Annotated in this window: 24 protein-coding genes; 9 read left to right on the top strand and 15 right to left on the bottom strand. The window is 64.9% G+C overall.

What is annotated here, in order from left to right; all coding sequences use genetic code 11:
• Position 1 precedes the first annotated feature (1 nt).
• A complete protein-coding gene (locus KBX13_RS03170; protein ID WP_256000549.1) occupies positions 2-337 on the bottom strand; it encodes a DUF3017 domain-containing protein in 336 nt (111 codons plus the stop codon).
• On the bottom strand, positions 330-1,178 hold the full coding sequence (locus KBX13_RS03165; protein ID WP_205634833.1) for a bifunctional methylenetetrahydrofolate dehydrogenase/methenyltetrahydrofolate cyclohydrolase: 849 nt from the start codon (positions 1,176-1,178) through the stop codon (positions 330-332). Before KBX13_RS03165 ends, KBX13_RS03170 begins: the two co-directional genes overlap by 8 nt.
• A gap of 23 nt (positions 1,179-1,201) precedes the next feature.
• On the opposite strand from KBX13_RS03165, the gene KBX13_RS03160 reads away from it, so the two are divergent.
• Both KBX13_RS03160 and KBX13_RS03155 read left to right on the top strand, forming a co-directional pair.
• Positions 1,202-1,672: a tRNA (cytidine(34)-2'-O)-methyltransferase gene (locus KBX13_RS03160; RefSeq protein WP_070363012.1), complete on the top strand. Its 471-nt coding sequence runs from the start codon at positions 1,202-1,204 to the stop codon at positions 1,670-1,672.
• Positions 1,673-1,741: 69 nt separating this feature from the next.
• On the top strand, positions 1,742-2,710 hold the full coding sequence (locus KBX13_RS03155; protein ID WP_070363013.1) for a S1 family peptidase: 969 nt from the start codon (positions 1,742-1,744) through the stop codon (positions 2,708-2,710).
• Here KBX13_RS03155 and KBX13_RS03150 read toward each other — a convergent pair.
• From KBX13_RS03150 to KBX13_RS03140, 3 genes are read right to left on the bottom strand one after another with little or no spacing between them, the layout of a single operon-like run.
• Positions 2,707-4,080 (bottom strand): PH domain-containing protein, encoded by a 1,374-nt coding sequence (locus KBX13_RS03150; RefSeq protein ID WP_256020678.1) that lies wholly within the window; start codon positions 4,078-4,080, stop codon positions 2,707-2,709. The genes KBX13_RS03155 and KBX13_RS03150 overlap by 4 nt on opposite strands.
• The gene (locus KBX13_RS03145; RefSeq protein WP_256000546.1) at positions 4,077-4,583 is read right to left on the bottom strand and encodes a PH domain-containing protein; all 507 of its coding nucleotides are present in this window, start codon (positions 4,581-4,583) and stop codon (positions 4,077-4,079) included. Before KBX13_RS03145 ends, KBX13_RS03150 begins: the two co-directional genes overlap by 4 nt.
• A 19-nt stretch (positions 4,584-4,602) precedes the next feature.
• Positions 4,603-7,740, bottom strand: a complete 3,138-nt coding sequence (locus KBX13_RS03140) for an error-prone DNA polymerase (RefSeq protein WP_370687310.1) — start codon at positions 7,738-7,740, stop codon at positions 4,603-4,605.
• A gap of 144 nt (positions 7,741-7,884) precedes the next feature.
• Between KBX13_RS03140 and KBX13_RS03135 the strand changes: the two genes are divergently transcribed.
• From KBX13_RS03135 to KBX13_RS03120, 4 genes are read left to right on the top strand one after another with little or no spacing between them, the layout of a single operon-like run.
• Positions 7,885-8,775 (top strand): MetQ/NlpA family ABC transporter substrate-binding protein, encoded by an 891-nt coding sequence (locus tag KBX13_RS03135; RefSeq protein WP_070363016.1) that lies wholly within the window; start codon positions 7,885-7,887, stop codon positions 8,773-8,775.
• Positions 8,776-8,778: 3 nt separating this feature from the next.
• On the top strand, positions 8,779-9,810 hold the full coding sequence (locus KBX13_RS03130; RefSeq protein WP_070363017.1) for a methionine ABC transporter ATP-binding protein: 1,032 nt from the start codon (positions 8,779-8,781) through the stop codon (positions 9,808-9,810).
• Complete coding sequence (locus KBX13_RS03125) at positions 9,807-10,499, top strand: methionine ABC transporter permease (protein WP_070477634.1); 693 nt, start codon at positions 9,807-9,809, stop codon at positions 10,497-10,499. The genes KBX13_RS03130 and KBX13_RS03125 overlap by 4 nt, the downstream gene beginning before the upstream one ends.
• A 29-nt stretch (positions 10,500-10,528) precedes the next feature.
• Positions 10,529-11,317, top strand: coding sequence for an HAD family hydrolase (locus KBX13_RS03120; RefSeq protein WP_256020675.1), 789 nt, complete (start codon positions 10,529-10,531; stop codon positions 11,315-11,317).
• Here the strand turns inward: KBX13_RS03120 and KBX13_RS03115 are convergent.
• Positions 11,314-12,219: a sucrase ferredoxin gene (locus KBX13_RS03115; RefSeq protein ID WP_256020673.1), complete on the bottom strand. Its 906-nt coding sequence runs from the start codon at positions 12,217-12,219 to the stop codon at positions 11,314-11,316. The genes KBX13_RS03120 and KBX13_RS03115 overlap by 4 nt on opposite strands.
• Positions 12,220-12,362: 143 nt before the next feature.
• Between KBX13_RS03115 and KBX13_RS03110 the strand changes: the two genes are divergently transcribed.
• Positions 12,363-12,956: a hypothetical protein gene (locus KBX13_RS03110; protein ID WP_256020672.1), complete on the top strand. Its 594-nt coding sequence runs from the start codon at positions 12,363-12,365 to the stop codon at positions 12,954-12,956.
• Positions 12,957-12,959: 3 nt separating this feature from the next.
• Here KBX13_RS03110 and KBX13_RS03105 read toward each other — a convergent pair whose 3' ends face one another.
• Complete coding sequence (locus tag KBX13_RS03105; RefSeq protein ID WP_256020671.1) at positions 12,960-14,504, bottom strand: DNA polymerase Y family protein; 1,545 nt, start codon at positions 14,502-14,504, stop codon at positions 12,960-12,962.
• Positions 14,501-15,214 carry a hypothetical protein gene (locus KBX13_RS03100; RefSeq protein WP_256020669.1) on the bottom strand — a complete coding sequence of 238 codons (714 nt, stop codon included), beginning with the start codon at positions 15,212-15,214 and terminating at the stop codon, positions 14,501-14,503. The genes KBX13_RS03105 and KBX13_RS03100 overlap by 4 nt, the downstream gene beginning before the upstream one ends.
• A 105-nt stretch (positions 15,215-15,319) precedes the next feature.
• Between KBX13_RS03100 and KBX13_RS03095 the strand changes: the two genes are divergently transcribed.
• Positions 15,320-15,754 carry a hypothetical protein gene (locus tag KBX13_RS03095; protein ID WP_256020668.1) on the top strand — a complete coding sequence of 145 codons (435 nt, stop codon included), beginning with the start codon at positions 15,320-15,322 and terminating at the stop codon, positions 15,752-15,754.
• Here the strand turns inward: KBX13_RS03095 and KBX13_RS03090 are convergent.
• From KBX13_RS03090 to KBX13_RS03070, 5 genes are read right to left on the bottom strand one after another with little or no spacing between them, the layout of a single operon-like run.
• Entirely contained in the window at positions 15,751-16,974 is a 1,224-nt protein-coding gene (locus KBX13_RS03090; RefSeq protein ID WP_256020666.1) for an alkylhydroperoxidase domain protein, read from the bottom strand. The genes KBX13_RS03095 and KBX13_RS03090 overlap by 4 nt on opposite strands.
• Complete coding sequence (locus KBX13_RS03085) at positions 16,967-18,577, bottom strand: ABC transporter ATP-binding protein (protein ID WP_256020664.1); 1,611 nt, start codon at positions 18,575-18,577, stop codon at positions 16,967-16,969. The genes KBX13_RS03090 and KBX13_RS03085 overlap by 8 nt, the downstream gene beginning before the upstream one ends.
• 3 nt (positions 18,578-18,580) lie before the next feature.
• Positions 18,581-19,381, bottom strand: coding sequence for an ABC transporter permease (locus KBX13_RS03080; protein ID WP_256020661.1), 801 nt, complete (start codon positions 19,379-19,381; stop codon positions 18,581-18,583).
• 5 nt (positions 19,382-19,386) lie between these two features.
• Positions 19,387-20,400, bottom strand: a complete 1,014-nt coding sequence (locus KBX13_RS03075; protein ID WP_256020659.1) for an ABC transporter permease — start codon at positions 20,398-20,400, stop codon at positions 19,387-19,389.
• Complete coding sequence (locus tag KBX13_RS03070) at positions 20,385-22,040, bottom strand: TIGR04028 family ABC transporter substrate-binding protein (protein WP_256020658.1); 1,656 nt, start codon at positions 22,038-22,040, stop codon at positions 20,385-20,387. The genes KBX13_RS03075 and KBX13_RS03070 overlap by 16 nt, the downstream gene beginning before the upstream one ends.
• Positions 22,041-22,149: 109 nt before the next feature.
• On the opposite strand from KBX13_RS03070, the gene KBX13_RS03065 reads away from it, so the two are divergent.
• Positions 22,150-24,045, top strand: coding sequence for an FAD/NAD(P)-binding protein (locus KBX13_RS03065; RefSeq protein WP_256020656.1), 1,896 nt, complete (start codon positions 22,150-22,152; stop codon positions 24,043-24,045).
• Here the strand turns inward: KBX13_RS03065 and KBX13_RS03060 are convergent.
• Positions 24,042-24,665, bottom strand: a complete 624-nt coding sequence (locus KBX13_RS03060; protein WP_256020654.1) for a response regulator transcription factor — start codon at positions 24,663-24,665, stop codon at positions 24,042-24,044. The genes KBX13_RS03065 and KBX13_RS03060 overlap by 4 nt on opposite strands.
• Positions 24,662-25,789, bottom strand: coding sequence for an ATP-binding protein (locus KBX13_RS03055; protein WP_256020652.1), 1,128 nt, complete (start codon positions 25,787-25,789; stop codon positions 24,662-24,664). Before KBX13_RS03055 ends, KBX13_RS03060 begins: the two co-directional genes overlap by 4 nt.
• Positions 25,790-25,814: the final 25 nt, after the last annotated feature.

The raw sequence follows: 25,814 nt of genomic DNA, 5'->3' as shown, positions 1-25,814 counted from the left end.
CTTAGGACCCCAGCGCGTCCACCGACCAGGCCAGCCACACCATCGCGGCGCCCAGGCCGGTGGCAAACGCGATATCAAACCGCTTCGAGCGCACCGCCAACAAGCCGATGACCTGCGAGTCACAGGTCAGGCGCAGCAGTGCGCACCACAGCATGGTCGCCCCCAGCGCGAACGTGGCTCGCCGCCAGTGGTCCGTCAGCGACCACACCCCAGCGGCGACAAACCCCAGGATGAACACGCCGACCATCGCCAGCTGCACGCTGCGCGGCAGCGGCGAGGGCGGGTTCCCAATGTCATGGGGGTTGTCCAGCGACAAACCCTCTGCCGGATTAGGCAAGCTGCTCAGCCCGCTCCACGATGTTGCGGACCAGGAACGTGCGGGTCATCGGGCCGACGCCACCTGGGTTCGGGGAGACCCAACCGGCCTTCTCCCACACATCCGGGTGCAGGTCGCCGACTGTTTTGCCGTCGACACGAGAGACGCCCACGTCCAGCAGCGCGGCGCCTTCCTTAATCATGTCCGCAGTAATCATGTGTGGTTTGCCAGCCGCCGCGATGACCACATCCGCCCGGCGCGTCTCCGCGGCCAGATCCTTGGTGCCGGTGTGGCACAGCACCGTCGTGGCGTTGACGTTGCGCGAGGTCAACATCAGCGAGATTGGGCGGCCCACGGTTACTCCGCGGCCGATGACGCACACGATCGCACCGTTCAGATCCACACCGAAGCGCTCAAGCAGCTTGATGGAGCCGTTCGGCGTACACGGCAGCGGCGCGGGCTCGTTGAGCACCAGCTTGCCCAGGTTGACCGGGTGCAGGCCGTCGGCGTCCTTGTCTGGATCGATGAGTTCCAGGATGCGGTTCTCATCCAAGTGCTTCGGCAGTGGCAGCTGCACGATGTAGCCGGTGACGGCGTCGTCGTTGTTGAGCTCCTCGATGACTTCCTCGAGTGCTTCCTGCGTGATGTCCCCTGGCAGCTCCTTCATGATGGAGGCAATGCCCAGCTCTTCACAGTCGCGGTGCTTCATGCGCACGTAGTTCTGGCTCGCCGGATCATCGCCGACCAGCACGGTGGCCAGCCCCGGCGTAATCCCACGCTCGCGCAGGGCGGCAACTCGTGTTTTGAGATCCGCAAAGATCTCCTCGCGGTACAGTTTTCCGTCTAATTTAATCGCAGTCACGGTGACCATCCTAGACTGTAACCATGTGCGCTTTTCACGTTATCTTTGACAATCCCGTCATCCCAGGCAACACCGGCAACGCAATCCGGCTGTGCGCAAACACCGGCGCCGTGCTGCACCTGGTGGAGCCGCTCGGGTTCAACTTCGAAGACAAACACCTCAAGCGCGCAGGGCTGGATTACCACGACTTAGCGGACGTCCAGATCCACCCAACTATCGACGCCTGCTTCGCCGCCATCCCGGATGCTCGCATCTTCGCGTTCACCACCCAGGCGACCGACTACTACCAGGACGTCGAGTACCGCGACGGTGACGCCCTCCTCTTCGGCACCGAGCCGACCGGTCTCCCCGAAGCACACCGCAGCCACCCGCGCGTGACCAAGCAGCTCCGCATCCCGATGCTGCCGAGCCGCAGGTCAATGAACCTTTCCAACTCCGCGTCCGTCGCCGTCTTCGAGGCCTGGCGGCAGTTGGGATTCGTCGGCGGAGTCTAAGCGGAAGGGTTGCTACAGCTGTTAAGATCTGTGCCTGTTACCCTGCCCCTTAATTGAAACGAGTCCGCCATGCTCTCTACGACTGCATCCCGTGCCCGTTTGACCGCTGTACTCGCCGCTTCTGCATTGTTGGCGAGTTGTTCGGGTTCCTCCGATGAAGAGCTCGACGCATGGCGCGCCGAGCAAGACGCCGCAGTCTCGGACATAGCCTCAATGCTTAACGAGAACTCTCCGACACCAGCTACTACTACCTCCGCCCGTCAGTCACCGTACCGGCCAGAACCGGACTACCGCGAACGCCCAAGCGCCCCCAGCCAGCGCGTCGAGCCACCGATTCAACGCAACGTCATCGATCCGAGAAACGACTCATCTGGGCAACGGGGCCGCGACGACAACCGTGGCGTGTACTACCACAACTCCGTCGACTGGAAGTGGCTGGAGCAGCCTGGCGGGATCGTACCTGGCGGCAGGATCATCAACGAGACACAAAGCTCGGGCTGTTCGACGGGCTTCCTTGCATCCAAAGGCGAGCGGATCTTCATCATCACTGCGGGCCACTGTGGCGATCGCGGCGATCAGTTCTACGTGCAGGACGCCCAAGGCAACTGGTCGTATGTCGGAGAGATGGTGGAGTCCTATCTGGAGAAGGACGCATACGGCGGTATCGTCGGCGCGGATATCGGGCTGATCGAAATCACCGGCGATGCGCGGTACTCCTCAACACTCCCGTTGGATCTTCCGCTCCGCGGCTGGATCACCCCGCAGGAGGCACAAGCACGCGGCATGGCTATCTGCCGTCTCGGCGCCACCACCGGTTACTCATGCGGAGAGTTCGAAAGCATTGGAAACAACGGCCTCTTCTACTTCCGCAGCATCACCGATCGTGGAGACTCAGGCGGTGCAGTCTTCGCCGCCGACAACTCTGGAGTGTGGGCCGTAGGCGTCAACTCCAACGTGTCCGATGCGAATAAGACTCGCGTAGGCGCCATGGAGATCGGCAGCGCCATCCAATACTGGGGCCTGACCATCCACAATTAAGGCTCTTCGGCGAGCGCTACCGCATCGTCCATGCCAGGCAGCGTACGGGTGCGCAGGGTGTCGACGAGCCAGCGCCCCTCCCCCGCGCGCACATCCCGCGCCACCATTTTGACAGCGCCCGGGACCAGGTCGAAGCGCACATGCGCCAGGCCAAGCCCGCGCTGCAACGGCCCTTGTTTGAAGGAAAGCTCCTGGATGTGTGTGTTTTCCACCATCTGGTACCGCTTGGACAGGCGACCGAACGTGACCACGGTGACCTCCGGGTACAGCGTGACCGTCTGCCGTCGCCAGTCGATCGGTGAGACCCATCGCGCCGTGCGCGGGGAGCGCAGCTGCGCACACGACATGTCACGCATGGCCTCGCCGGACAGTGGCGCGATCGCGTCGATGACCTGCATGGCCTGCTCCAAGGTACCGACCGGCAGCAGCTTGGACGTGCCAGTTGCCTTGTTGCGCTCGGATCCGTACCCGGCCACAGTCACCGAGACGGTCCACCACCCAAACATGCGCCACAGCAGTGGCTGGCGAAGCTGTACCGCGTGGATGCGGTGCAGCGGGACCGCTTGGTGCCTGCGGTTCGCAAGCCCGTACGTCATGTTGATGACGGCCCCGTTGCTGCCGGAGGTGGCGTCGTCAAGCACTGAATTGAAGCGCCACGAGTGGTCGATGGTGCGCCAGATCTGTGGCACGAACCCGACGAGGATCGGTACTGCCGCGGTGATCGAGAGATCGGTGAAGAGCGGGACGGCGCTCGAGACAACAGTAATGATGGTTGAGAGTTGGAACGCCGCAGCAAGCAGCGAACGACCAATCGGGATTGGTGGCACCAGCGTATTAGCCGGGTCGGCGTCTTGCTCGGTGGGCGTCAACGCGGACGCAGCTGCGCCGGGGCGGGCAGCGATGGCCTGCAGGATCTCGGCGCGTAGTTCGTCTGCTTCCGCGCGGGGCAGGTAGGCGATCTCGATGGCCGAGTTGTTGCCGCCGGCCGCTTCGACGCGCACCGCCGCAAGCCCGAACAGGCGCGGCGCGAACGGCTCGATGACGTCGACTGCCTGGATCCGGTCGTAGCGAGCGGTGCGCACCTTAGTGGTGAGCACCCCTCGCGTCAGCTCGATGTCTTCTTCGCCAACGCGGAATCCGATCTTGGCCCACCACAGCTGCGAAATAATGAACACTACGAGCAGGCCAACGACGAACACGCCGACGGCCACGCCCACATCCATGATGCCGATGCCTTCGTCCTGCAGCCAGTTGACCAGGGGCATCGTGAAGTTGAAGACAGCGATCGTGAGCAGCGCAAGCAGCGTCGCCCACACGCGCAGCAACGGGGTCAGTCGGTGAACCCGCCGGTGCTCAGAGGCCGCCGTCATAGGCCACTCATCTGTTCGCGTGCTTTGACCACAAGCCGGTCACGCAGCGCGTCGGCGTCGTGGGCGGGAAGCCCAGGCAGTGTGGTCACCGAACTGACCGATGCCGTGTTCACCACCAACTTCTTGAGCCCAAGCATCCGCATCACCGGTCCCGTGTTGACGTCCACGAACTGGATGCGCCCGTAAGGGATAACGGTGAGCGTGTGCCACATCTTCCCCTGGCTCAGGATGAGCTCGTTGTTCGTTTCCAGCCACGCCAGGTTGTGTACCTGGAACGGGATAAGGAAGTACTTCCAGATGAAGAACACTCCGCAGACGGCCGCACCCCACATCCACCAGCCGCCGTACTTCCATTGCGCCCACAGCAAGCCGCCGATGACAATCAGCGCCCACACCGTATTGGTCACCAGCATGGGCACCATGTACTTCGGTGATACGCGGTGCATCTGCTCAACCGAGGCCGGTAGCGGTGGTCTCGCGAGTGCGTCAGTCTGCTGTTCCATGGGCCCTACCCTAGCGACTTCACCGAAAATCACGTGAACCACGCGAGAGCCACTGGCCGACATCGATTTGCTCCAGACGGTCCGCCACGACGCTGACCGCACCTGACGCATTTTGGACAATCCCGCGCACCACCAGCGCGTGCGCTGTGCGCGCCACTACACGCTGCCGCTTCCACAGCCCCGGCGACACCATGATGTTCAGCAGCCCGGTTTCGTCCTCCATCCCCAGAAACGTCAGGCCTGATGCCGTCTGCGGCCGCTGCCTGTGCGTGACCACGCCTGCGACGCGGACGCGGGTACCGTCTTCCACGCTACGAAGGTCGACCGCTCGGAGAATCCCCTCCCGTTGCAAGTGTTCGCGCAGCAGCTGCATCGGTTGAGCATCAGGGGTGACGCCGGTCGCGGCAACATCGGCCGCGAGTAGCTCGAACGCGGTCATCCCGGGCAGCACTGGGGCGTCGATACCTGAAAGCCCAGGAAGCATCCCGTCGCGCTCTGTTGCTGCGATACCCGCAGCCCACACTGCTTGTCGACGCTCCCCTCCGAAGCAGTCCAGCGCACCGGCCTTAGCGAGCGCCTCGACGTGCTCCACGGTCAGCTCCGCCCGACGCGCCAGGTCCGCGATGTCCGTAAACGGCGCGGCCTCCTCGATCCTGGCCGCAGCCTTCTCCCCGACCCCCTTCACCAAATTCAGCCCGATCCGAATTGTGTCATTATCTATACAGCGCGCCTGTACGCCGGACCCATTCACGCTCACCGGCAACACCGTGATGCCGTGGCGGCGGGCGTCTTGAATCAGGGACTGGGGCGAGTAGAAGCCCATCGGCTGTGCCCGCAGCAGGCCGACGCAGAACTGCGCCGGGTAGTAGTACTTCATCCACGCGGAGAAGTACACAAGCGACGCAAACGATTGCGAGTGCGACTCCGGAAATCCGTAGGCGGCAAACGCGACGATCTTGTTCCAGAGCTTTTCCGCGACGTCCGCCCCGATCCCGTTCGTGGTGTTGCAGCCCTCGAAGAACCGGGCTTTGAGCGCCGCCATTTTTGCTGGAGAACGCTTCGAACCCATCGCGCGGCGCAGCGCGTCAGCCTCCCGGCCGCTGAATCCTGCGGCGTCGACGGCGATCTGCATGAGCTGCTCCTGGAACAACGGAATACCCAGCGTCTTCCCAAGAGATTTTTCCAGCACCGGGTGATCGTAGATAACGGGCTCGAGGCCATCGCGGCGCCGTAGATATGGGTGAACGGATCCGCCTTGAATTGGGCCTGGGCGAATGAGGGCCACCTCGACCACGAGGTCAAAGAAGCGCTGTGGTTTCAGCCGTGGCAGCGTGGAAAGTTGCGCGCGCGACTCCACCTGAAATACCCCGACGGCGTCAGCGCGGCACAGCATGTCGTAGACGTTGGTGTCGGCGAGGTCGAGCTCCCACAGGTGCACCTCGGTGCCCGTTGTATCGCGTACGAGGTCCACCATGTGGTGCAGGGCCTCCAGCATGCCGAGCCCGAGCAGGTCAAACTTCACCAACCCCGCCGAAGCACAGTCGTCTTTGTCCCACTGCACCACAGAGCGCTGTTCCTTGCGCGCCCACTCGATGGGAACGACGTCCGCGATCGGCCGGTCGCAGATCACCATCCCGCCCGAGTGGATCCCGAGGTGGCGTGGCTGGCCAATGAACTCCTCCGCCAACGTACATACCTGCTCCGGCGGGTCGCTGAGTCCTTTTGACCAGGCATCCGCAGCACCTTGTGGGTACCCGAGCGCCCGGGAAGCGTCACGAACAGCACCCTTCCTCCGGTACGTAATCACGTTCGCCACCTGCGCGGCACGCTCGCGGCCGTAGCGCCGGTAAACGTACTGGATTACTTCTTCGCGCCTGCCGGACTCAATATCAATATCGATATCCGGTGGGCCATCGCGGTCCGGCGACAGGAAACGCTCAAAGAGAAGGCCAGCACTGATCGGCTCGGCGTTCGTGATCCCGAGAGCAAAGCAGACCGCTGAGTTCGCCGCCGACCCACGGCCTTGGCACAGGATATTGCTGCGCCGACAAAAATCGACCAGGTCGTACACGATTAAGAAGTAGCCGGGGAATTGGAGCTCCTCAATCACGCTGAGTTCGTAAGCAATCTGCTTCATCGCCTGCTCACGGATGTTTTCCGGTCGCGTCGCGTACCGCACCTGCGCACTCGCGTAGGTCAACTCCTTCAGATAGCCCATTTCATTGTGGCCAGCAGGAGTGTCGTAGTCCGGTAGGTTTGGCGCGACAAGGTCGAGCGTAAACGCGCACTGTTCGGCAACCTCCACGGTGGTGGCCAGCATCGGCTCACATCCCGGCAGCAGCCGGGCGAGCTGCTGCCCGCTGCGCAGCCAGTGCGCCCCCATGGGGTGCAGGTCAGCAACGTCTTGCCGCAGCGCGCGGCGCTGGCCAAGCGCATGTTTCGCTGCAGCGAGGCGCGCGTGTCGGCGCGTCGCAGCGGCAGGCCGGGTACTCACTATGGCGGGAAGATGAACGAAGCGGTCTAATTGTTGGTGATGATCGGCGTCATCCGGCATGAGTGAGACCACGTACTCCCTCACCACATTTTCCACCCCGAAGCTCTCGCTCAATTTATCGAATAGCGGGGTCCACTCCCACCCGCCAAGCGCTAAGCAGGAGCCATCAAGCCACTCCCCGATTTCCCACATCGGCGGGTACGAGAGCTCGCCTTTTTGCCTACCCTCCATGTGTGCGCGCGACATCAGATGCGATAACCTCCGGTACCCTTCCGCACCACGGGCCAGGACGGGCAGCACCCCCTCTTTCAGCGTCAGCTCTGCACCAAACACCGTGGGCATCCCGGCCGCCGCAGCAGCTTCCGCAAACTTCACCGCACCGTAGAAACCGTCACGATCACACAGGCCAAGCGCCGAAAGTCCGAGCGACCGAGCGCGTGCAACCAGCTGTTCAGGCTCGCTCGCCCCGCCAAGGAAGCTATAGGACGACACCGCGTGCAACTCGGCGAATGGCACCCCACCGCGCCGACCACCGACCCCCTCGCCCTCCGCTTCACCAGCAAAGGTGAGGTGATCTACCGGAACGACAGGACCGACGTCGTTCCCAGACAGTATCCGCTCCAGCTTTGACCATGTCAGCGGGGCACCCCCATTGAATCGCATGTTCGATAGTGTAAACATGTTCGAATGCTCGCGCAAGCGGATTTATATTCAACGTTTGTAGCCAGGGATAGACTAAGCGGTCCAATAGATGCTAAGTTTTCAAACCATCAATGATTCCCCAACGAAAGACATAAAGGAGACATCATGCGCCTCAACCGTGTGATTGCAACCATCGCAGCTTCAGCCCTCGCCGCTACCAGCCTGGTAGCTTGCTCCAACGACTCTGCCGAGAAGACCACCGACGCTGCCGGTGGCGGCGAGGACACCGTCGTCAAGATTGGTACCACCGACGCTGACCAGAAGGCATGGTCCGTCTTCGAGGACCTCGCGGCAGACAACGGCATCACCCTCGACATCGTGCAGTTCTCTGACTACGCACCAGTCAACGAGGCGCTTGCCCAGGGCGAGATTGACCTGAACAAGTTCCAGCACATCCTCTACCTCGCCACCTACAACGAGGCTTCCGGCAATGACCTGAAGGTGCTGTCCACCACGGAGATCTACCCGCTGGCGCTGTTCTGGAAGGATCACGATTCCCTCGACGGCATCGAAGGCACCGAGGTTGCTATCCCGAACGATGACTCGAACCAGGGCCGTGCAATCAACGTCCTCGTCCAGGCTGACTTGATCACGCTGAAGGACGGCGCTGATGAACTGGCACCGTCCCCAGCAGATATCGACGAGGCAGCGTCGAAGGTGAAGGTCGTTCCGGTCGACGCTTCCCAGACGACCTCCGCATACAAGGAAGGCCGCCCGGCCATCATCAACAACTCCTGGCTGGAGCGCGCTGGCATTGAGCCAAAGCAGGCTATCTTCCAGGATGACCCGGCTTCCGAGCAGGGCGAGCCGTACATCAACGTCTTCGCTGCACGCGCTGAGGACCTGGACAACCCGACCTACAACCGCCTCGCAGAGCTGTGGAACTCCCCAGAGGTCGCAGCTGCCGTCCAGGAGGATTCCCGCGGCACCGCGGTCGCTGTTGAGCGCTCCCGTGATGACGCAAACGCTATCCTCGCACGCCTTCAGGAGAAGTAATCCGTGACGAAAACCGGCACCCGGGTTGAGTTCCGGGACGTATCGAAAGTCTTTACAACGGGTGGGCGCGAGGTTGTGGCCGTCGACAATGTGTCGCTGACGGTCGAGCCTGGTGAGATCCTTGGAGTGATCGGCTACTCCGGCGCTGGCAAGTCCACGCTGGTGCGGCTGATCAACGGGCTCGACATGCCTACCAGCGGCGAACTCCTCCTCGACGGCACCAACATCGTCGGCAAGAGCGAGAAGCGCCTGCGGGAAGTGCGCCGAAACGTTGGGATGATTTTCCAGCAGTTCAACCTGTTCTCTTCCCGAACTGCGGCGGGCAACATTGAGTACCCGCTGCAGCTTGCCGGTTTGGGCAAGCAGGAGCGCCGGGCGCGCGTCGAGGAGCTCCTCGAGTTCGTCGGCCTGTCGGATCGCGGCAAGAACTACCCCGAGCAGCTTTCGGGTGGTCAGAAGCAGCGCGTGGGCATCGCTCGTGCGCTCGCCACGAATCCCTCGCTCTTGCTTGCCGACGAAGCCACCTCCGCCCTCGACCCCGAGACCACCCACGAGGTGCTTGAGCTACTGCGCCGCGTCAACGCGGAACTTGGCATCACGATCGTGGTGATTACCCACGAGATGGACGTGATCCGCGCGATTGCGGACAAGGTCGCCGTGATGGAGGCTGGCAAGGTCGTCGAGTATGGCTCCGTCTACGAGGTGTTCTCGGACCCGAAGACGAAGGTCGCGCAGCGCTTCGTATCGACGTCACTTCGCAACACCCCAGACAAGCACGAGGAGCTCGAGTTGCTGAACGCGGCGCCTGGACGCCTCTTCACCGTCGACCTGACCGAACACTCGGGATTCTTCGGCGCGGCGGAGAAGGCGCGCCAACGCGGCGTGTCAATTCAGCCGGTGCACGCGGGTATTACGACCCTGCAGGAGCACTCCTTCGGCAAAATGACGGTCCGCCTCAACGGCGACGATGCAGCGATTAACGAGTTCCTGCACACGCTGCAGGGCACCACGGATATTCAGGAGATACGTCGATGAACAGTGCTGTCAATGAATTCATTCTGGCGCAGCCGAACTGGGACCGCCTCGGTCCCACGTTCGTAGACGCCATCGGCGACACGCTCTGGATGGTGGGCATCACCCTGCTGGTCGGTGGTATCTGCGGCCTGATCCTTGGCGTGTTCCTGTACACCACCCGCCCGGGTGGCATCCTGCAGAACAGCGTCGTGTACTGGGTGATTAACTTCGCCGTGAACTTCTTCCGGCCGATCCCGTTCATCATCATGATCGCGATGCTCTACCCCATCACGTTGTCGGTGGTGGGCACGACGATTGGTCGTGGTGCAGCCACGTTCGTGATGTGCTTCTCCGCGACCTTTACCGTGGCCCGTATTGTCGAGCAGAACCTGGTGTCCATCGACCCCGGCATGATTGAGGCCGCACGTTCGATGGGCGCAGGACCGTGGACGATCATCCGCACCGTCATCCTCCCCGAGGCGCTCGGTCCGCTGATCCTCGGCTACACGTTCATCTTCATCGCGGTGATCGATATGTCCGCGATGGCCGGCTACATCGGCGGTGGCGGCCTCGGTGACTTCGCCATCGTGTACGGCTACCGCCAGTTCGAACCGCAGGTGACGTGGGCGGCTGTGATCGTCATCGTCGTCATCGTGCAGCTGGCGCAGTTCTTGGGCAACTGGCTGTCCAAGAAGGTGATGCGCCGCTAAGGTGTGACCAGTTGGTTAGGATGGGTGCCATGAAAATCGCAGCGTTTGATTTTGATGGCACCCTTCATCATCCCACGGACACTGACACGGGCGAGCACGGCTTCGACCCGGCCGACATGGCCGCGATCCAGGCCTGGCGCGACGCCGGCTACATCGCCATTTCCGCCACCGGACGCTCGCGCACCGCGCTCGAGTTCGGAATGCGCCACTGCCCCATCCGCTTCGACTACCAGGTGCTCTCCAACGGCGGCTCCGCAACCACCGGCGACAACGAGCGCCTGCTCTACTCACATCTTGTAGACCCGGAGATCGTCGAACAAGTGGTCACGCACTTCGCTGACACGGATGGGGTGGCGGTGTTCGGCACCACGATCGGCCACGTCGATGGTGAGTTCAGCAACAACACGCAGGCGCGCAGCAGCTTTACCGTCAACTTCGACGCAATGACGACGGCCGACATTCCCCACCACGAGTTCGCCGTCGTCCCACTCTGGATCCCGAACAACGAGGCGCTTCGCGCGGAAGTCTACGAGTGGACGCGCGCGCTGCCGCATGTATCGGTAGCGCAGAACCAGGACTTCATCGACATCATGGCGCCCGGTCGCACGAAGGGCGCAGGCATCCAGGACCTGTTGCAGCTCCTCGACGTCCCACGCGAAGACATCGAGCTGTACACCTTCGGCGACTCGTGGAATGACCTGTCCATGCACGAGATCGCAGATCACTCACACAGCTTCCACCACTCGCCCGCCGAAGTGCAGCAGCGCACCGACCACGTCATCAACAGGGTGGCAGACGTGCTGCCCAGCTACATCTAGGAGCGCCCGACTGCGACCCAGCTCTTGCCGGGCTTCGGGTCCTTCCCGCATGATGCCATCACGGCATCAACGTCGCGCTGTTCCAACGTCACCTCGTAGGCGGTGTCGGTCGCGGTGTCGGTGACGGTGACGTGGGCGGAGGGGCCGTCGATACGCTCGGCAGTGACTTCGAGCTGGCCGTAGCGCACCTTGTCCCCTCGGGTGGCGAGCTGCGTTGCGACGTCCACTTCCGCCACCTGGCCCACCGGACTAAAGGTGCCGCGGCCGCGGTTGCCCGGCACGAAGTACTCGCCGCGCATCGCGGCTTCAAGCATGGCCTCAGTAGCCTCGAGGTTCATTCGGCCAAAGCTGTACGCCCACGGCATGAGCAGCATCGTGGCGGCAAAACGGTGCCCCTTGATGTGCGAGGTTTCCCACACCACGTCGTTGCCCTGCCCAAACGGGTACTTCTCTACGAGCTCGTTGACGATGGGGCGCCCTTTGATGGCGCAGCACATGTCGCGCTTCGCGTGGGTACAGACCAGGACGAGTGGCTTCGTACGCGACTTGGCGCTGTTTTGCCCTGGGCCTGACAGGTCGAGATCCAGGATCGCCTCAGGCCCATCGACGTGCAGCACCTCGGTTGCTGCCTGGTCGGCGAAGACCAGGTAGACGTGGTGGTCTTCAATCTGGCGGCCTTCCCTCGTTGGGTGGCGGATGAGCAGCAAGGTGGCGTTGTAGCGCTGCATGTGCGCTTTCAACTCTTCGGTCAGTTCGTCCCCGAAGGTGTCGCCGTCGAGTACGTCGTGGCTCCACTTGTGTGGCCACTCAAACAAAACGTAGGTCGAGCCGGGTTTCGCGGTACCCGGCAGCGGCTCACTGTCCGTATCGGAGCAGAGTGTGCGTGCATGGGCTGTAGTCATGTCACCTACTGTAGCGAAAATTTCCCGATTGATTAGGCATACCTAAACCGGACCGAGTCGGGCAGTTAACATTTTGATAACCTTTTTGATTTTTTGCCGTTCTGCTTTGCTCTTCGAGATTCGTTCTGGCTACGGTAATTTGCGTGTTTCCCCTACCGAAGTTCGCCGTTGCGGCGCTGGCGCCCTGCATTGCTGGCGCCGTGCTCGCCGGGTGCGTGTCCTCTCCTGCTCAGGACCAGGCCGCGACCCGCGTCGGCTCGATGCATGCTGCGCCATCAACGACGCAGCTGCGCCCGCTCGGTACCGCGAACGCGAGCCCGAAGACTCAGCGGCCTTCCGCGCCTGCTCAGCTCGCCGTGGCTGGCGTGCGTGTGGGCACCCACGAGGGGTTCGACCGCGTTGTCGTGGACCTCGTCGGCAAGGGCGAGCCGGGCTGGTTCGTGGATTACACCTCCACCCCGATGCAGGAGATCACCGGCAAACCACTGAAGGTGACTGGCAACGCGTTCCTCAATATCAACATCGACGGCACCGTCTACCCCTACGAACTTGGCCTGGACGCGGACCAAATCAAGGTGGATACCCCGGCAGAGACCGGCAACATTATCGACGTCGTCAACGCCGGCACCTACGAGGGTCGCAGCCGCGTGGTCGTAGGGCTGCGCTCTGACCTGCCGTATTCGGTGCAGATTCTGGAGCACCCGCTGCGCCTGGTCGTCGACATCGTGCAGTCCTAACACCTAGTGATAGAGCGCCTCGACGCTCCAGCGCTGCCGGTGCCACACCAACAACCACCCGCGCTGCCCTGTTCCTACCGCCTGGTCGTGACCCAGCACCTGGAGGCGCGCAAGCCGGGTCGGATGCGCACCCCACCAATCTTCGTCAACGGGCCAAGGCCCTGCCCACGCGGTGATGTCATAGCAGCGCTTGCCCCACACTAGCGTTGTCGGCTGGCCGCTGAGCAGGACTTCGGCATTGAGCAGTATCGGCTGGTCGGCACTGTCCAGCAGCTGCACCCGCGATGACGGGTGTTCGATCCCACCGCCGAGCCGGGCTGGAAGTGGTGACGGAACGGCGCCGACGAACGCCCCGCGGCCCTGCGGCAGCACCTCCCCATAGGGCACCAGCTGAATACGCTCGGCCACGCCGCGACCTCCAACCGCGACCGGCTGCAGCACCGCCTCCATTCCGAGCTGGGACTGCACCCGCTCGATCACGCGCCGCGCCCCCTCGTCCGACGCTCCGTCGGACCACAGCTCCCCCACCATGTCGGGTTGCGCAAGCTCAAGTGGTTCCAGCATGAGCGAGGCGATCGGCCCTGCACCCCCGTTGGTGAGCCAGCCGTCGAGCTGCCAGCGCACCCGGTCGGCGGTGCCAGCCTCCGTCAGTGCTTCCCGGGTGCGCCACACGCGCTCGACCCGGGTGGCGTCGACAAGCTCGGCGGAGATTTTCAGCCGGAGGCAGTGCACCCCGGCCCCCTTGAGGCGCTGGTGCAGCGTGGCCGCGAGCGCCCGGGCGGCGAACGCGGCGGCGTCGACGCGCTCGATCGGTTCCTCCGGCGTCATCTCGACGGCGAAGTCCTCCACGGGTAGCTCCGGGGCGACGCGCCGGTCCGGGGCCGCGCTGGAGATCCGGTGGAGGTGGATGCCCGCGACCCCGAAGCGAGTCATCACGGCAGAGGACGGCAGTTGCGCGAGCTGCCCCAGCGTCTGGATGCCCAGCTGGCCCAGGGTACGGACCGTTTCCGGGTCCGCGCCGAGTGCTGTCTCGGCGGTGAGCACCCGAAGCGGCTGTACTGCAAGGAACTGCGCCGACTCCCCCGCTGCAACCACGTGCGAGCTCCGGGTAGCGATCACCGCAGTGGCGATCTCGTCCGCCGCCCCTGCCATGACGTCAATGCCGTGGCGTGCGGCGGCGTCGAGAAGCATCTCAAGCGCCGTATCTTCATCGCCGTGGAACTTCCCCGCCGCGGCGAGGTCCGCAACCACCAGGCCAGGGCGCAGCACCTCCACGGAGGCCGCCACGTCATCCAAGGATCCCGCGAGCGCGCTGAACGTGCGGCCGTCGCGCTCCGGGTTGTCCTCCACCACCGTCAGCTCAGGCGCGACGGCCTGCGCGTTGCGCACCCGCATCCCACGGCGGACCCCGGCGCGCCGCGCCTCCTGCGAACACACCTTGATACGGTGCTGCACCGCGATCGCGATCGGTTCCTCCAGCGTGTCCTCGGCTTCGAGCTTGGCTGCTTGCACGGGCCAATCCGGGAACCAGAGCGCCGCAACCCTCATGAGGGCACCGCCTTCAGGTGCGCACCACCGCCCGCCACAACCCCAAGCGTCAGTAGTGCCGGTGGCCGCTTCCAGCCTTTCGCGTGCGCGGACACCTCCAGGTCAATGCCTGCGATGCGCCCGCGGCCGCGCCCGATGCCGTGGAAGCTAGCAATGTCCGCGCTCATGCGCAATGCAGGCGAAGGCACCGTCGCGTTCACGCACAGCATCGCCGCCTCCCCGGCGCGCACGCGGGCAAGCAGTGGGCGTGCCTGGGCGGGCGTGTACTGGATTTCGCTTCGGGTGTGTAGCACCACCACGTCTAGCCCCTCGGCGAGCACTCCTGCGGCGTGCATGGCATCCAGCCCCGGTTCCGGGACTGCGATTGTTCTGCGCAACGCTTGCGCTGAAAGTTCCGCGTAGGACAGCTCCGGCCACCCCACCACGGCCGCGTATCCGCCGGCCTCCGTGACCTGCCGGAGGATCTCTACGATAAGCGACGGCGTATCGCTCACCTGCGTGACCTGCCGCCGTGGCAAACCTCCGTTCGGAAGCACATTCGCCAACTCACCACCCAGCGGAATAACACCTTCGCCCCCGATCTGCTCCTGCACGGCACCACCGTCGAGCTCGGCTAATTGTGCTCGGAGTTGCGCAATCTGCTCAGCTTTGCTGAGCTGTCCGCCATCGTCCGAGGCGAACTCACGCAAGCGAATAGGTGTTCCATTCATGCCTGTAAGTATGCAACGCGCCCCCGACACGAGCAACAGTAAAGGTCGAACACTATTTCGAATAGTAGCGCCACAAGGCAGGCCCTATGCGGTACGCTCTGCCCTATGTATTACGCAGACTTCCGCAACCGCGTCACCCCAATTCCCACGCCGCCCGTTGTGCGGGCGGTGGCGGCGGGGTGCGTAGCGGCGTCGATAAGCGTGATGGCGGCACCGTTACCCGCAGCCGTGAAAGTTGGCGTTGCTCTCGCGGCGGTGCTTATCGCCCGTGCGACTACCCGGGCGCACCCGTACCGCAAGGCCATGGCCGAATTTGCGCGCAGCCGCAACGTCTCGCAGGTGCCGTCGCTCAGCATGGTGGTGCCGCTCATGCTGTGGTGGCTCGCAATCATGCTGTGCCCACTGATCTCGCCGCTGCCCGGCTGGGGGCTGGCGCTGCTTGCGGGCGGGCTGTTTGTGGTGGCGTGGGTGCTCATGCCGCACGTCGACGGCACGCGGCGCCTCGCATACGCGCCCGCAGCGCCCACCCAGAAGCGCTAGCGGTAGCGCTTCGGCACATCAGCCGCACCGAGACTGAGCATGAGGCGGTTGGCCCAGTTGAAGAACGCCGCCGAGTTGATCAGGTCGAGGATCTCGAGCTCGCCGCAGCCGGCCTCGCGCAGCGCTGCGACGTGCTGTTGCGAGAACGCGATCGGGGTGTGCGTGAGCGCCACGGCCGCATCGCGCAGCGCGTTCCACAGCGGGGTGCCCAGGTCCGCGGTCACGCCTTCGGCAAGGAGCCGGGAGATCGCCTCGGCGTCGCCGCCTTCCTGCTTCGCGCGTCCCTGGTGCACGGAAGCACAGTACTCGCACCCGTTGAGGCGGGAGACCACGGTCGCGGCGAGTTCGCGCTCGGCGCGCCCCAGCCCGCCGTCGGTGTTGTAGAAAATGTCCAGGTCAGTTAGGGTGCGCGCCTTGAGCACCGCAGGATCACGCGCGAGCAGCCGGAAGTACTCCATGTCGATTCGCTCGGGCTTGAGCAGCGCGTCGCGGTGCTCGTCGGTGAACTCGGACTTGTCCAGGCTGGGCACCCACGCGCGCCAGCCCAGGGAGTGCTCGACGAACTTCGTCGGCGCCACAACTTCGGGCAGCAGGGTGCGCGGCCCGGGCTCCCAGCCGGGGTCAGCCACGCCGTGCGCGCGCCCGCTAATCGACGCCCGCTGCGCCCCACCAGCGTCAACCCCGCCGAGCACCCGCACGCCGTGCACGACGCGCAACTGGAACGTCACGAACGCGATGAGCTGCGCCAACGTCACGATGTCGTTGTCGCTCCACCCGGAGGTCTGCAGGTGACCGATCGCTGCGGCGGTGGAATCCTTCGGGTGGACAACCAGCAGGTGCGCGAAGTCCAGGGCAGCGGCGAACTGCTCCGACGCCTCCCCAATGTCGTCACCGAACAGGACGAAGTCGCCGTGCCAGTACGGCCCCTCGGATGCACCGCGCGCGATGGCGGCGTCGACGGCCTCGGCGAGGCCGGGGGCTTGGTCTTCGAGGTCCTCGAGCAGCTCCCGATAGAACGCACTCGCAGTTGGTAGCCCGGTGAGCCCTGCCACGAACGCGGCGACACCATAGCGCCAGGCCAGCGGCACATCCCCCTCGTCAGCAGGCTCGAACAGGGCCGTAAACGTCAGCTCCGCGTTCTCGACTGCTTCCGGGCGGCGCCTGCGAAGGCGCGCGAGTTCCGGAGAGGCGTCGGCAAGCGTATCGATGATGTTAGACACTAAATTCTCCTAACTGCCGGGCGCGGAAGCGCGCGCCCGGGATTGCATGGATCAGGTTCTTTGTTACTTCGTGGCGCGGCCACTGGAAGACGTCGTCGGTCGGGCCGTACTCCACCTGGGTACCACGGCTGAGCACGCTGACCGTATCCGAGACCTGGCGCACCACCGCCAGATCGTGGGAAATAAATATGTAGGTCAGGCCCAGCTCTTGCTGCAGGTCCTCCAGCAGCCGGAGGATCTGCGCCTGCACCGTCACGTCGAGCGCGGAAACCGCCTCATCGAACACGACGAGTTCCGGCTCCACCACGAGCGCACGCGCAATGGCGACACGCTGGCGCTGCCCGCCGGAAAGCTGCGACGGGGTGCGCCGCGCGAGCTGCTGCGGGTCCAGCGCCACGCGCGCCAGCACCTCGTGCGCCTTCGCGCGCGCCTCGCGTTTCGACGCCCCCGTCAGGTTCCGAACCGGCTCGGCCACGATGGCCTCCACCGTCATTTTAGGGTTCAGGGAAGAAAACGGGTTCTGGTGCACCAGCTGCACCGTGGAGCGCAGCTTCCGGCGGGTGGCGTCGTCGACGCCGGTCACGACGTTGCCGCCGATGGTGACGCTGCCGCTCGTCGGATCCCGGAACAGGGAGATCGCCCGCCCAGTCGTGGTCTTCCCGGAGCCGGATTCGCCCACAATCGCGTGCGTGGACCCTCGCTTCACTTCGAAGGAGACGTCATTGACGGCCACGAAGTCCCCATACTCCTGGCGCAGGTGATCCACGCGCACCAGCACGTCGCCGTCCGGCGCTGGCCGGTGGTAGGCGTTCGCGACGGCGAGCGAAGGGGCGTCGGCAAGCAGGCGCTGTGAATACTCCTCTTGCGGGTCGGCGAGCACCTCCGCGGCGGGGCCTTCCTCCACGACGACGCCGCGCTGCATAATCACCACGTCGTCGGCACGGTCACCCGCCACCGCCAAGTCGTGCGTGATCAGCACGATGCCGAGGTTGAGGCGCTCACGCATCTCGTCGAGCACGTCCAGCACCTTTTCCTGCACGGTCACATCCAGGGCGGACGTCGGCTCGTCGGCGATCAGTACCTGCGGCTCGGGCGCGATGGCTGCTGCGATGAGCACGCGCTGCTTCATCCCGCCCGAGAGCTCGTGCGGGTACTGGCCGTGGCGGCGCTGCGGGTCGTCGATGCCGACGGCCTCCATGAGCTCCAGCGCGCGTGCGCGACGGGAGGCGGCTGTGCCAATACCGTGGACCGCCATGGCTTCCTCGATCGAGGCCCCGACGGGCTTGAGCGGGTTGAGCGAATTGTTCGGGTCCTGCGGCACCAAGCCAATCTTTGTGCCACGCAGCTGGCGCCACTGCCGCGGAGACAACTGCGTGATGTCCTTGCCTTGGAAATAGACCGCGCCGTCCAGCACCCGCGCGGACCCGCCGAGGAGTCCCAGCGTCGCCATCACCGAGGTGGTTTTGCCGGAGCCGGACTCCCCTACGATCGCGGTGAGTTTGCCAGGCGCGACGGAAAAGGACACGTCTTGCGCCGATGGCGGCTGATTGCCGTACGCGACGGTCAGGCCACGTACTTCAAGTAAAGGTTGCAGGGGTTGCATGGGTTAGGCCTCCGTACGAATGAGTTGGGACAGGTGGTTCGCGCTCATGACGGTGGCGATGATCGCCACGCCGGGCAGGACGATGATCCACCAGGCGGTGGCCATGAAGTCGCGGCCTTCGGCGATGATGAGGCCCCACTCCGGAATCGGCGGCGGGGCGCCGTAGCCGAGGAACCCGAGGATGGACAGCTGCAGGATCGCCGTGCCGAACTGCAGGGCCGCCAACGCAATGACCGGGGTGAGCGAGTTCGGCAGGATGTGGCGCACCAGCACCTGGGACTTCGTCGCTCCAGAGCCGTAGGCGGCCTCAACGTAGTCGGTGCCTGCAACCTGCATCACCTGTGAACGGGCGAGGCGGGCGAACGTCGCCACCGTGGTCATGCCGACAGCGAAGGCCGCCTGTAGTGAGCCGAAGCCCAGCACGATGATGATGGACAGAGACAGCAGGATGCCTGGGATAGCGAGCAGGACGTCCACGATCCGCATCAGTACGGTGTCGACCCGCCCACGCAGCGCGCCCGCCACCAGGCCAATCAGCGTGCCGAACACCAGCCCGACCGCCACCGCGATCACCGCGCCGAGCAGCGACTGGCGCGCGCCGTAGACCACGCGCGAGTACACGTCGCGCCCCACGGCGTCGGTGCCGAAGAAGTGCTCCGCGCTCGGCGCTGCAAGGGCTACGTCGACGCCCTTGTATGGGTCGTGCGTGGCAAATATGCCCGGCAGCAGGGCCCACGCGCACGCAAGCAGCAGCACGAGCAGTGCGAGAACCGTTCCCGGTTGTTTCCAATTCGTCGTTCGCATGGTTGCTACTCCCGTCCCGTTTCGATTGCCCGCACGTCAATAGCGTCGGCGGACTGGCTGGCGTACTGCTTCGGTGTTGCGGCAAACGGTCCGCCGGCGGTGCGCAGCCGCACGTCAAGCACCGGGTAGAGCAGGTCAATGATGAGGTTGATGGTCATGTACGCCACCGCCGCGATGAGGACTACGCCCAGCAGCACCGGCGTGTCGCGGTTCGACACGGCGGTGACCACCATGGAGCCCAACCCCGTACGCCCGAAGACGGTTTCCGTCACCACAGCACCACCGACGAGCTCGCCGAAGAGCAAACCAGCCATGGTCAGCGCTGGGAGCAGCGCGTTTCGCAGCACGTCGGACCAGAAGATGCGGGTCTCGCTCGCGCCGCGCGCACGCGCCACCTGCACGAATGGGCTGCGCTGCACCTCGTCGATGGAGCGGATCAGCACCTGCGCGAGCGGGGCCGCCATCGGGACGGACAGCGTGAGCGTCGGCAGCACGAGCCCCTCGAGCGGGCCCGGCGCAATCACGTTGATCCAGCCGAGCTCGAAGGACACGAGCTGCAGCAGCACGATCGCGATCCAGAACCCTGGCAGCGACACCATCAGGGAGGGCACCGCGCGAAACAGCGCGCCGATGCGCCCGGCGCCGGGCAGCGTCGCGACGAATGCGGTGATGAGTGCCACGATGATCGCGAGCCCGACCGAGGTCGCGGCCAACGCCAGCGTATGCGGCAGGGCGTCGGCGATGAGCTGGCCCACCGGCGTACCAGTGCGCACGGAGTAGCCGAGACTGCCGGTGAACAGACCCGTCAGCGTCGCCACGTACTGCGTAAGCAACGGCTTATCGACGCCCATCTCCGAACGGATCGCCTCAATCTCAGCCTGGCTGAGTCCCAGTGCCGGGTCAGCGTAGCGGGCCATGACACCGTCGGATGGCAGAGCCGAAAGCAGAAAGAATGCGAGAGTGTAGGTCAGCAGCAGCACGATCAGTGCTTGGCCTACCCGCTTTACGATGTACGGCATGGCGTATCCCCTTCCTGGAGGTAGGCGCTATAGAGCGCAGGGCGTGCAACGGCTTCCACGCCGAACCCGCACAGACGTGGGCTGACGGCGTATACCTGTGGTTCTTCGAACAGCGGCAGCGTGTAGGCCTGCTCAGTGACGTAATCTTGGACGGCTTCCACTGCGCGGGCCCGGCCGGCGTCGTCGGGTGTGGAGACCACGGTCTGCAGCAGGTCTTCGAGGTGCTGGTCGATCACGTTGTCGTTTTCATCCTGGTTAATGAAGGAGTCTCGGCGCCCGACCGCGTAGTGCGACTCGATGGCGTCGTAGTCCGCCCGGCCGACCATCGTGTGGTAGAGCTGCACCTTGTTCGGGTCCTTCGACGCCACGTTTTGCGTCGAACGGTCGCCGGAGAGCACGGAGAGCTCAATGCCGATGTCGCGCAGGTTGGACTGCACCATCGTCATCACTTCGCGGGCGCGCGGCTGGGTCTGCGCGTAGTTGACGGTCAGGTGCAGGCGTTCCCCGTCCTTGACGCGGATGCCGTCGTTGCCCACGACCCACCCGGCCTCATCGAGGAGCTGCCGGGCAAGCTCCGGGTCGTACGTATAGGCGTCGCCCTGGTTTTTGTAGCCCAAGCCCGTGGCGGCCACGCTCGAGGTCGCCAGCGGGTAGGAATCAGAGAACAGGATGCGCAGCAGCTCTTCGCGGTCCACGCTGTGCGTGATCGCGCGGCGCACCCGGATGTCTTGCAGGTACAGGTGCTGCGGGCGCATCGCGATCTGGTTGTTCATCGCGTTCGTGCCGCGGGAGACGATCTGCACGCCGCGGTCTTGGAGGTGGCGCTCAGCCGATGCAGTCACGTCGCGCACGATGTCCGCCTGCCCGGATAGGACCGCTCCGGTGCGCATCGCTTCTTCGGCGGCGAGCCGGTACGTCACGCTGTCCAGCCGGGCGCGGCCCTGGTGCTCGAGGATGGGCGGTGCCCAGTCGTAGTCCTCGCGCGCCCGCAGCTCGATGGAGGTGCCCAGCTCCTCACCGGCGATGACAAACGGGCCGGAGCCGATGATGTTGTGGGCGCTGCCCGGCCCGAAGGACTCGTTGTCGAGCGCCAGGGTGGCGTCGGAAAGCAGCCCGGCGTTGTACACGGAGACCGCTTGCTCGAACCCCGGCGAGGGTGCGGTGAAGTGGAATCGCACCGTGTCTTCGTCGATGACTTCGCCGTAGTCGTAGTTCGAGATCTGCTCGGATGCGTTGAGCAGCCGCTCCTTGTCGCCTTTGCCGTAGAGGTCGAAGTTGGCCACGACGTTCTCCGCGGTGAGCGGCGAGCCGTCGGAGTAGGTGACGTCGGTGCGGATGTCGAACGTGTATACCGTCGCGTCCTCGTTGATCTCCGGCAGCTTCGTGGCGATCCACGGGTGCAGCTCGAGCGTCTCCGGGTCCTGATAGAGCAGTCTGTCTGTTATTTGATTCACGACGCCACCATTCGGGTAGAACCCGGCCGCAGGCGGATAGAGCGAGGTAAACCAGTTCGGCTCCAGGTACGTGATTGCCTGCATGTCCCCGCTTTGCTCTGTTTGTCCTGCACATGCGGTGCATAACCCGAGTAGCGTGGTAGCCGCAAGCAGCGCTCCGGCCTGCGTTCGACGTGTGTGCTTCACTGTTCTCCCTTCGATGAGCGATAACGCTAACACAGATTAGACGGAGCGGTCTCATGCGTCTAGACTAAGCAGTCTAAACGGTCACTGTCGCAACAGGAAGGAACACACAGTGCAGCCAGCAATCGCCATCGTCGGCGCAGGTCCACGCGGCATTTCCATCATCGAACGCGTCGCCGCCACGCTCAACGAATCTAATTCCACCAAGCCGCTGACAATCCACCTCATCGACGACGCCCAGCACGGCGCCGGGCGCGTCTGGGACACCGCACAGACCCACACGCTGTGCATGAACACGCTGGCCGGCGCCGTCACCCTCTTCACCGAGCCCGGCGCGACCGTCACCGCCCCCGTACTCGAGGGCCCCACCATGTACGAGTGGATCCAGCTCCTGCGCGGCGAGCGCGACGCCGTGTCCGCCACCAAGCAATCACTGTTCGACGCCCACCCAACCCCCGACCACGTCACCGCGGACTTCGGCGCGGAGCTGGCTGCCACCCGCCCGGAGTCCAACCCATCCCGCGCGCTGTACGGCGAGTACCTCCACTGGGTCCTCACGGTCGCGCTGGCGCAGCTCCCCGAGCACGTGACCATCACCAACCACCGCTCCCGCGCGCAGCGCATCACCGCCGAGAACGGCCGCGACGCCATCACGTTTGAGGACGGCACCACCGTCCACGCCGACGCCACCGTGCTCGCCACCGGCTGGGTCGTCCCCGAGCACTCGGTGGCCTTCCGCGGGCACTGGATTCAGCCGGGCAACCCGGTGGAACAGGACGTCGATACGCTGGTTGCTGGCGAAACCGCAATCGTGCGCGGCCTTGGCATGGGCTTTTTCGACCTCATGGCGCTGAGCACCATCAACCGCGGCGGCCGCTTCGTGCCCGCCGACACCCGCTCCGGCCTGCGCTACGAGCCCAGCGGTGCCGAGCCTCACCTCGTGGTCACCTCGGGCCGCGGCTACCCCTACCTGCCGAAATCCGAGTACCACTCGCTGCCGCCCAAGGCGGACCTCTCGCGGCTGCGCGCCGCGATCGAGCACCACAGCGGCGCCACCACGGTGAGCTTCGGAGAGCAGCTCTGGCCGGCGCTCATCCGCGACTCCTACGCCGCCTACTACACCACGCTTGCGCGCGTACGCCCCGACGCCCTGCACATCCCGCTTGCGGACATCATCTCGCGCATCGACGCCGCACCACTCGCCGGCGCCGCCACCCGCACCAGCCTCCTGCCCTGCGCCCGCGCACTCAACGAATCCCTTGCCGACGCCACCACCGAACCCTTCGACATCTCCTACTGGATCGACCCCCTCGCCGGGTGCGACGGCCTCGACACCGAAAGCCTGAACTGCGTCATCGCCGACGCCCTGGCCCGCGACATCGCCGAGGCCATCGCCGCTCAGGACTCCCCCATCAAGTCCGCCCTGTGGGTGATCTCCGCAGGCCGCAAACCAACCGCCATCGCCGTCGAGAACGGCCGCGGCACCCCGGAGGACCAGCGCGGCGCGCTCTCCGACTACATGGCATTCGGCCAGATGGTCGGCTCCGGCCCGCCGCTCTTCCGCTCCCGCGAACTCCTTGCTCTTATCGACGCCGGCCTGGTCACCCTGCTCGGCCCAACCCCAACCGTCACGCAATCGGGCACAACCTTCACGGCCACCAGCGCCGAGCGCACCGTCACCGCGGACACCCTCGCAGACGCCTTCCTGCCGTCCCCCAACATCACCCGCGCAGCCGACCCACTGACCGCGTCACTGTTGGAAAGCGAGCGCATCCGCCCCTTCGCGCCCTTCGGCACGCCCACCGGTTCCCCCGAAACCGACGCAGATACCCGCCGCACCATCCACCCCGACGGCACCCTGGACCCGCGCCTGCACATCGTCGGCATCCCCACCGGCAAGCAGTGGGCAGACACCACCATCTCCCCAATGCCCGGCACCGACCCCCGCATGCTGCAGGAAACGGACCTCACCGCCCAGTCGCTGCTGCGACAGGCGGGCGCACGCTAGCCCAGGTCGCGCGCAACCGCCCACCGGGTCAACTGGTTGCGGTTCGAGGTCTGCGTCTTGCGCAAAATATTCGACGCGTGCGTCTCCACCGTCTTCACCGAAATGAACAGGCGCTGCGCGATCTCCTTGTACGTGTAGCCACGCGCCAGCAGCCGCAGCACCTCGAGCTCACGCCTGGTGAGCGAGTCCACCGCCGGGTCGTCCTCCTCGACGACAGGCCCGCTCGCAAACGCGTCAAGCACGAACCCCGCCAACCGCGGAGAGAAGTACGCGTCCCCGCCATGTACCCGCTCGATCGCCTCCGCGAGCTCCCCACCCGCGATGTTCTTGGTCACGTACCCGCGGGCGCCCGCGCGGATCAGGGCGATGACGTCCTCAGCGGCATCGGACACGCTGAGCACGAGGTACGCCGGGCCGGGTGCGCGTTTCAGCACTGTGAGGCCGCCGCCGTCGGGCATGTGGACGTCGAGAAGCACGACGTCGGGCTGTGTCTGCTCGATCCCCCGCACCGCCTCGGCGACCGTGCCAGCCTCACCGACGATCTCCACAGCCTGCTGCAGCTCGGCCTTCACCCCAGCGCGGAACACGGAGTGGTCATCCACCAGAAACACGCGAGTCATAGGTCCAACGCTAGTTCAATCTCGGTGCCACTGCTTTCCGACGACACCACGTGCACCTCTCCCCCAACGCGCTCCACGCGGCCCACGATAGAGTCCCGCAACCCGTGCCGGTCAGCGGGCACCGCCTCGGGGTCGAAGCCGCTGCCGCGATCGCGCACGAACACGGTGAGCCTGCCAGCAAGGTGCTCCGCGTAAACATCAACGGTGTCCACACCGGCGTGCTTTGCCGCGTTGACCATCGCCTCCCTGGCTGCGAGCACGACTGCCTCGGCGCGCTCGCCGAAAGGGATGTCCTCGCCCACCGTGACCGGTTTGATCACGATCCCGTACGCATCCTCCACCTCGCCGGCAGCCTTGCACAGCGCGGCGAAGGTGGTGGTGTGGTTGGACACGGTCTCGTCGAACAGCCAGGCGCGCAGCTCACGCTCCTGCCCGCGAGCAAGTCGAACCACCTCGTCCGGGTCACCGGCCTGCCGCTGGATCAGCGCCAGCGTCTGCAGCACCGAATCGTGCAGGCGCGAGGCGATCTCCGCGCGCTGATCCGCCACCGCTTTCGCCTCACGCTCCGCGACAAGCGAGTTGGCCAACTTGGCAATCAGCGGCACCACAAGCACCCCGACACCAAGCACCGTCACCAGCACGGAGACGACCACACCGGCGACCCCGGCGCTCTCCCCAAGGAGTGCCACAGCCAGCACCCCGCTCATGACCAATAGCGCACCCAAGGACAGCGCTGCGATGTTGCCCCACGAATCCGTGCCACGGTCATACGCCTGCAACGCGATCACTGCACCGACGATGAGCACACCGATGATGAACACCACCATGGAGCCCGCACCGGAGGAAATCTGCAGCGACGTCAACGCACCCGCAAACCCTGCAAGCACTAGGAAGATGTCAAGCGCACTCGGGCGCTGCCGCGGCGCAGCAATTTCAGCAACCGGGGTAAACACCCACAGCCCCGCATACAGCAACACGCCGAAGCCGCCGGCGAAGCTCGCCGCAACCAAAAACAGGCGCACCCATTTCACGTCCACCCCGAGCAGGTCAGCTGCCCCGGACGCCACGCCAGCAATGACGCGGCGGGAACGGTCACGGGTCAGCCGGGGATACAACGCAGACATGTCCCCCATCGTTGCACGGCAACCC

This window comes from Corynebacterium sp. CCUG 51687, assembly GCF_024453995.1.
Taxonomy (GTDB): Bacteria; Actinomycetota; Actinomycetes; order Mycobacteriales; family Mycobacteriaceae; genus Corynebacterium; species Corynebacterium pseudogenitalium.
This window is presented reverse-complemented; position numbering and strand designations above follow the sequence as displayed.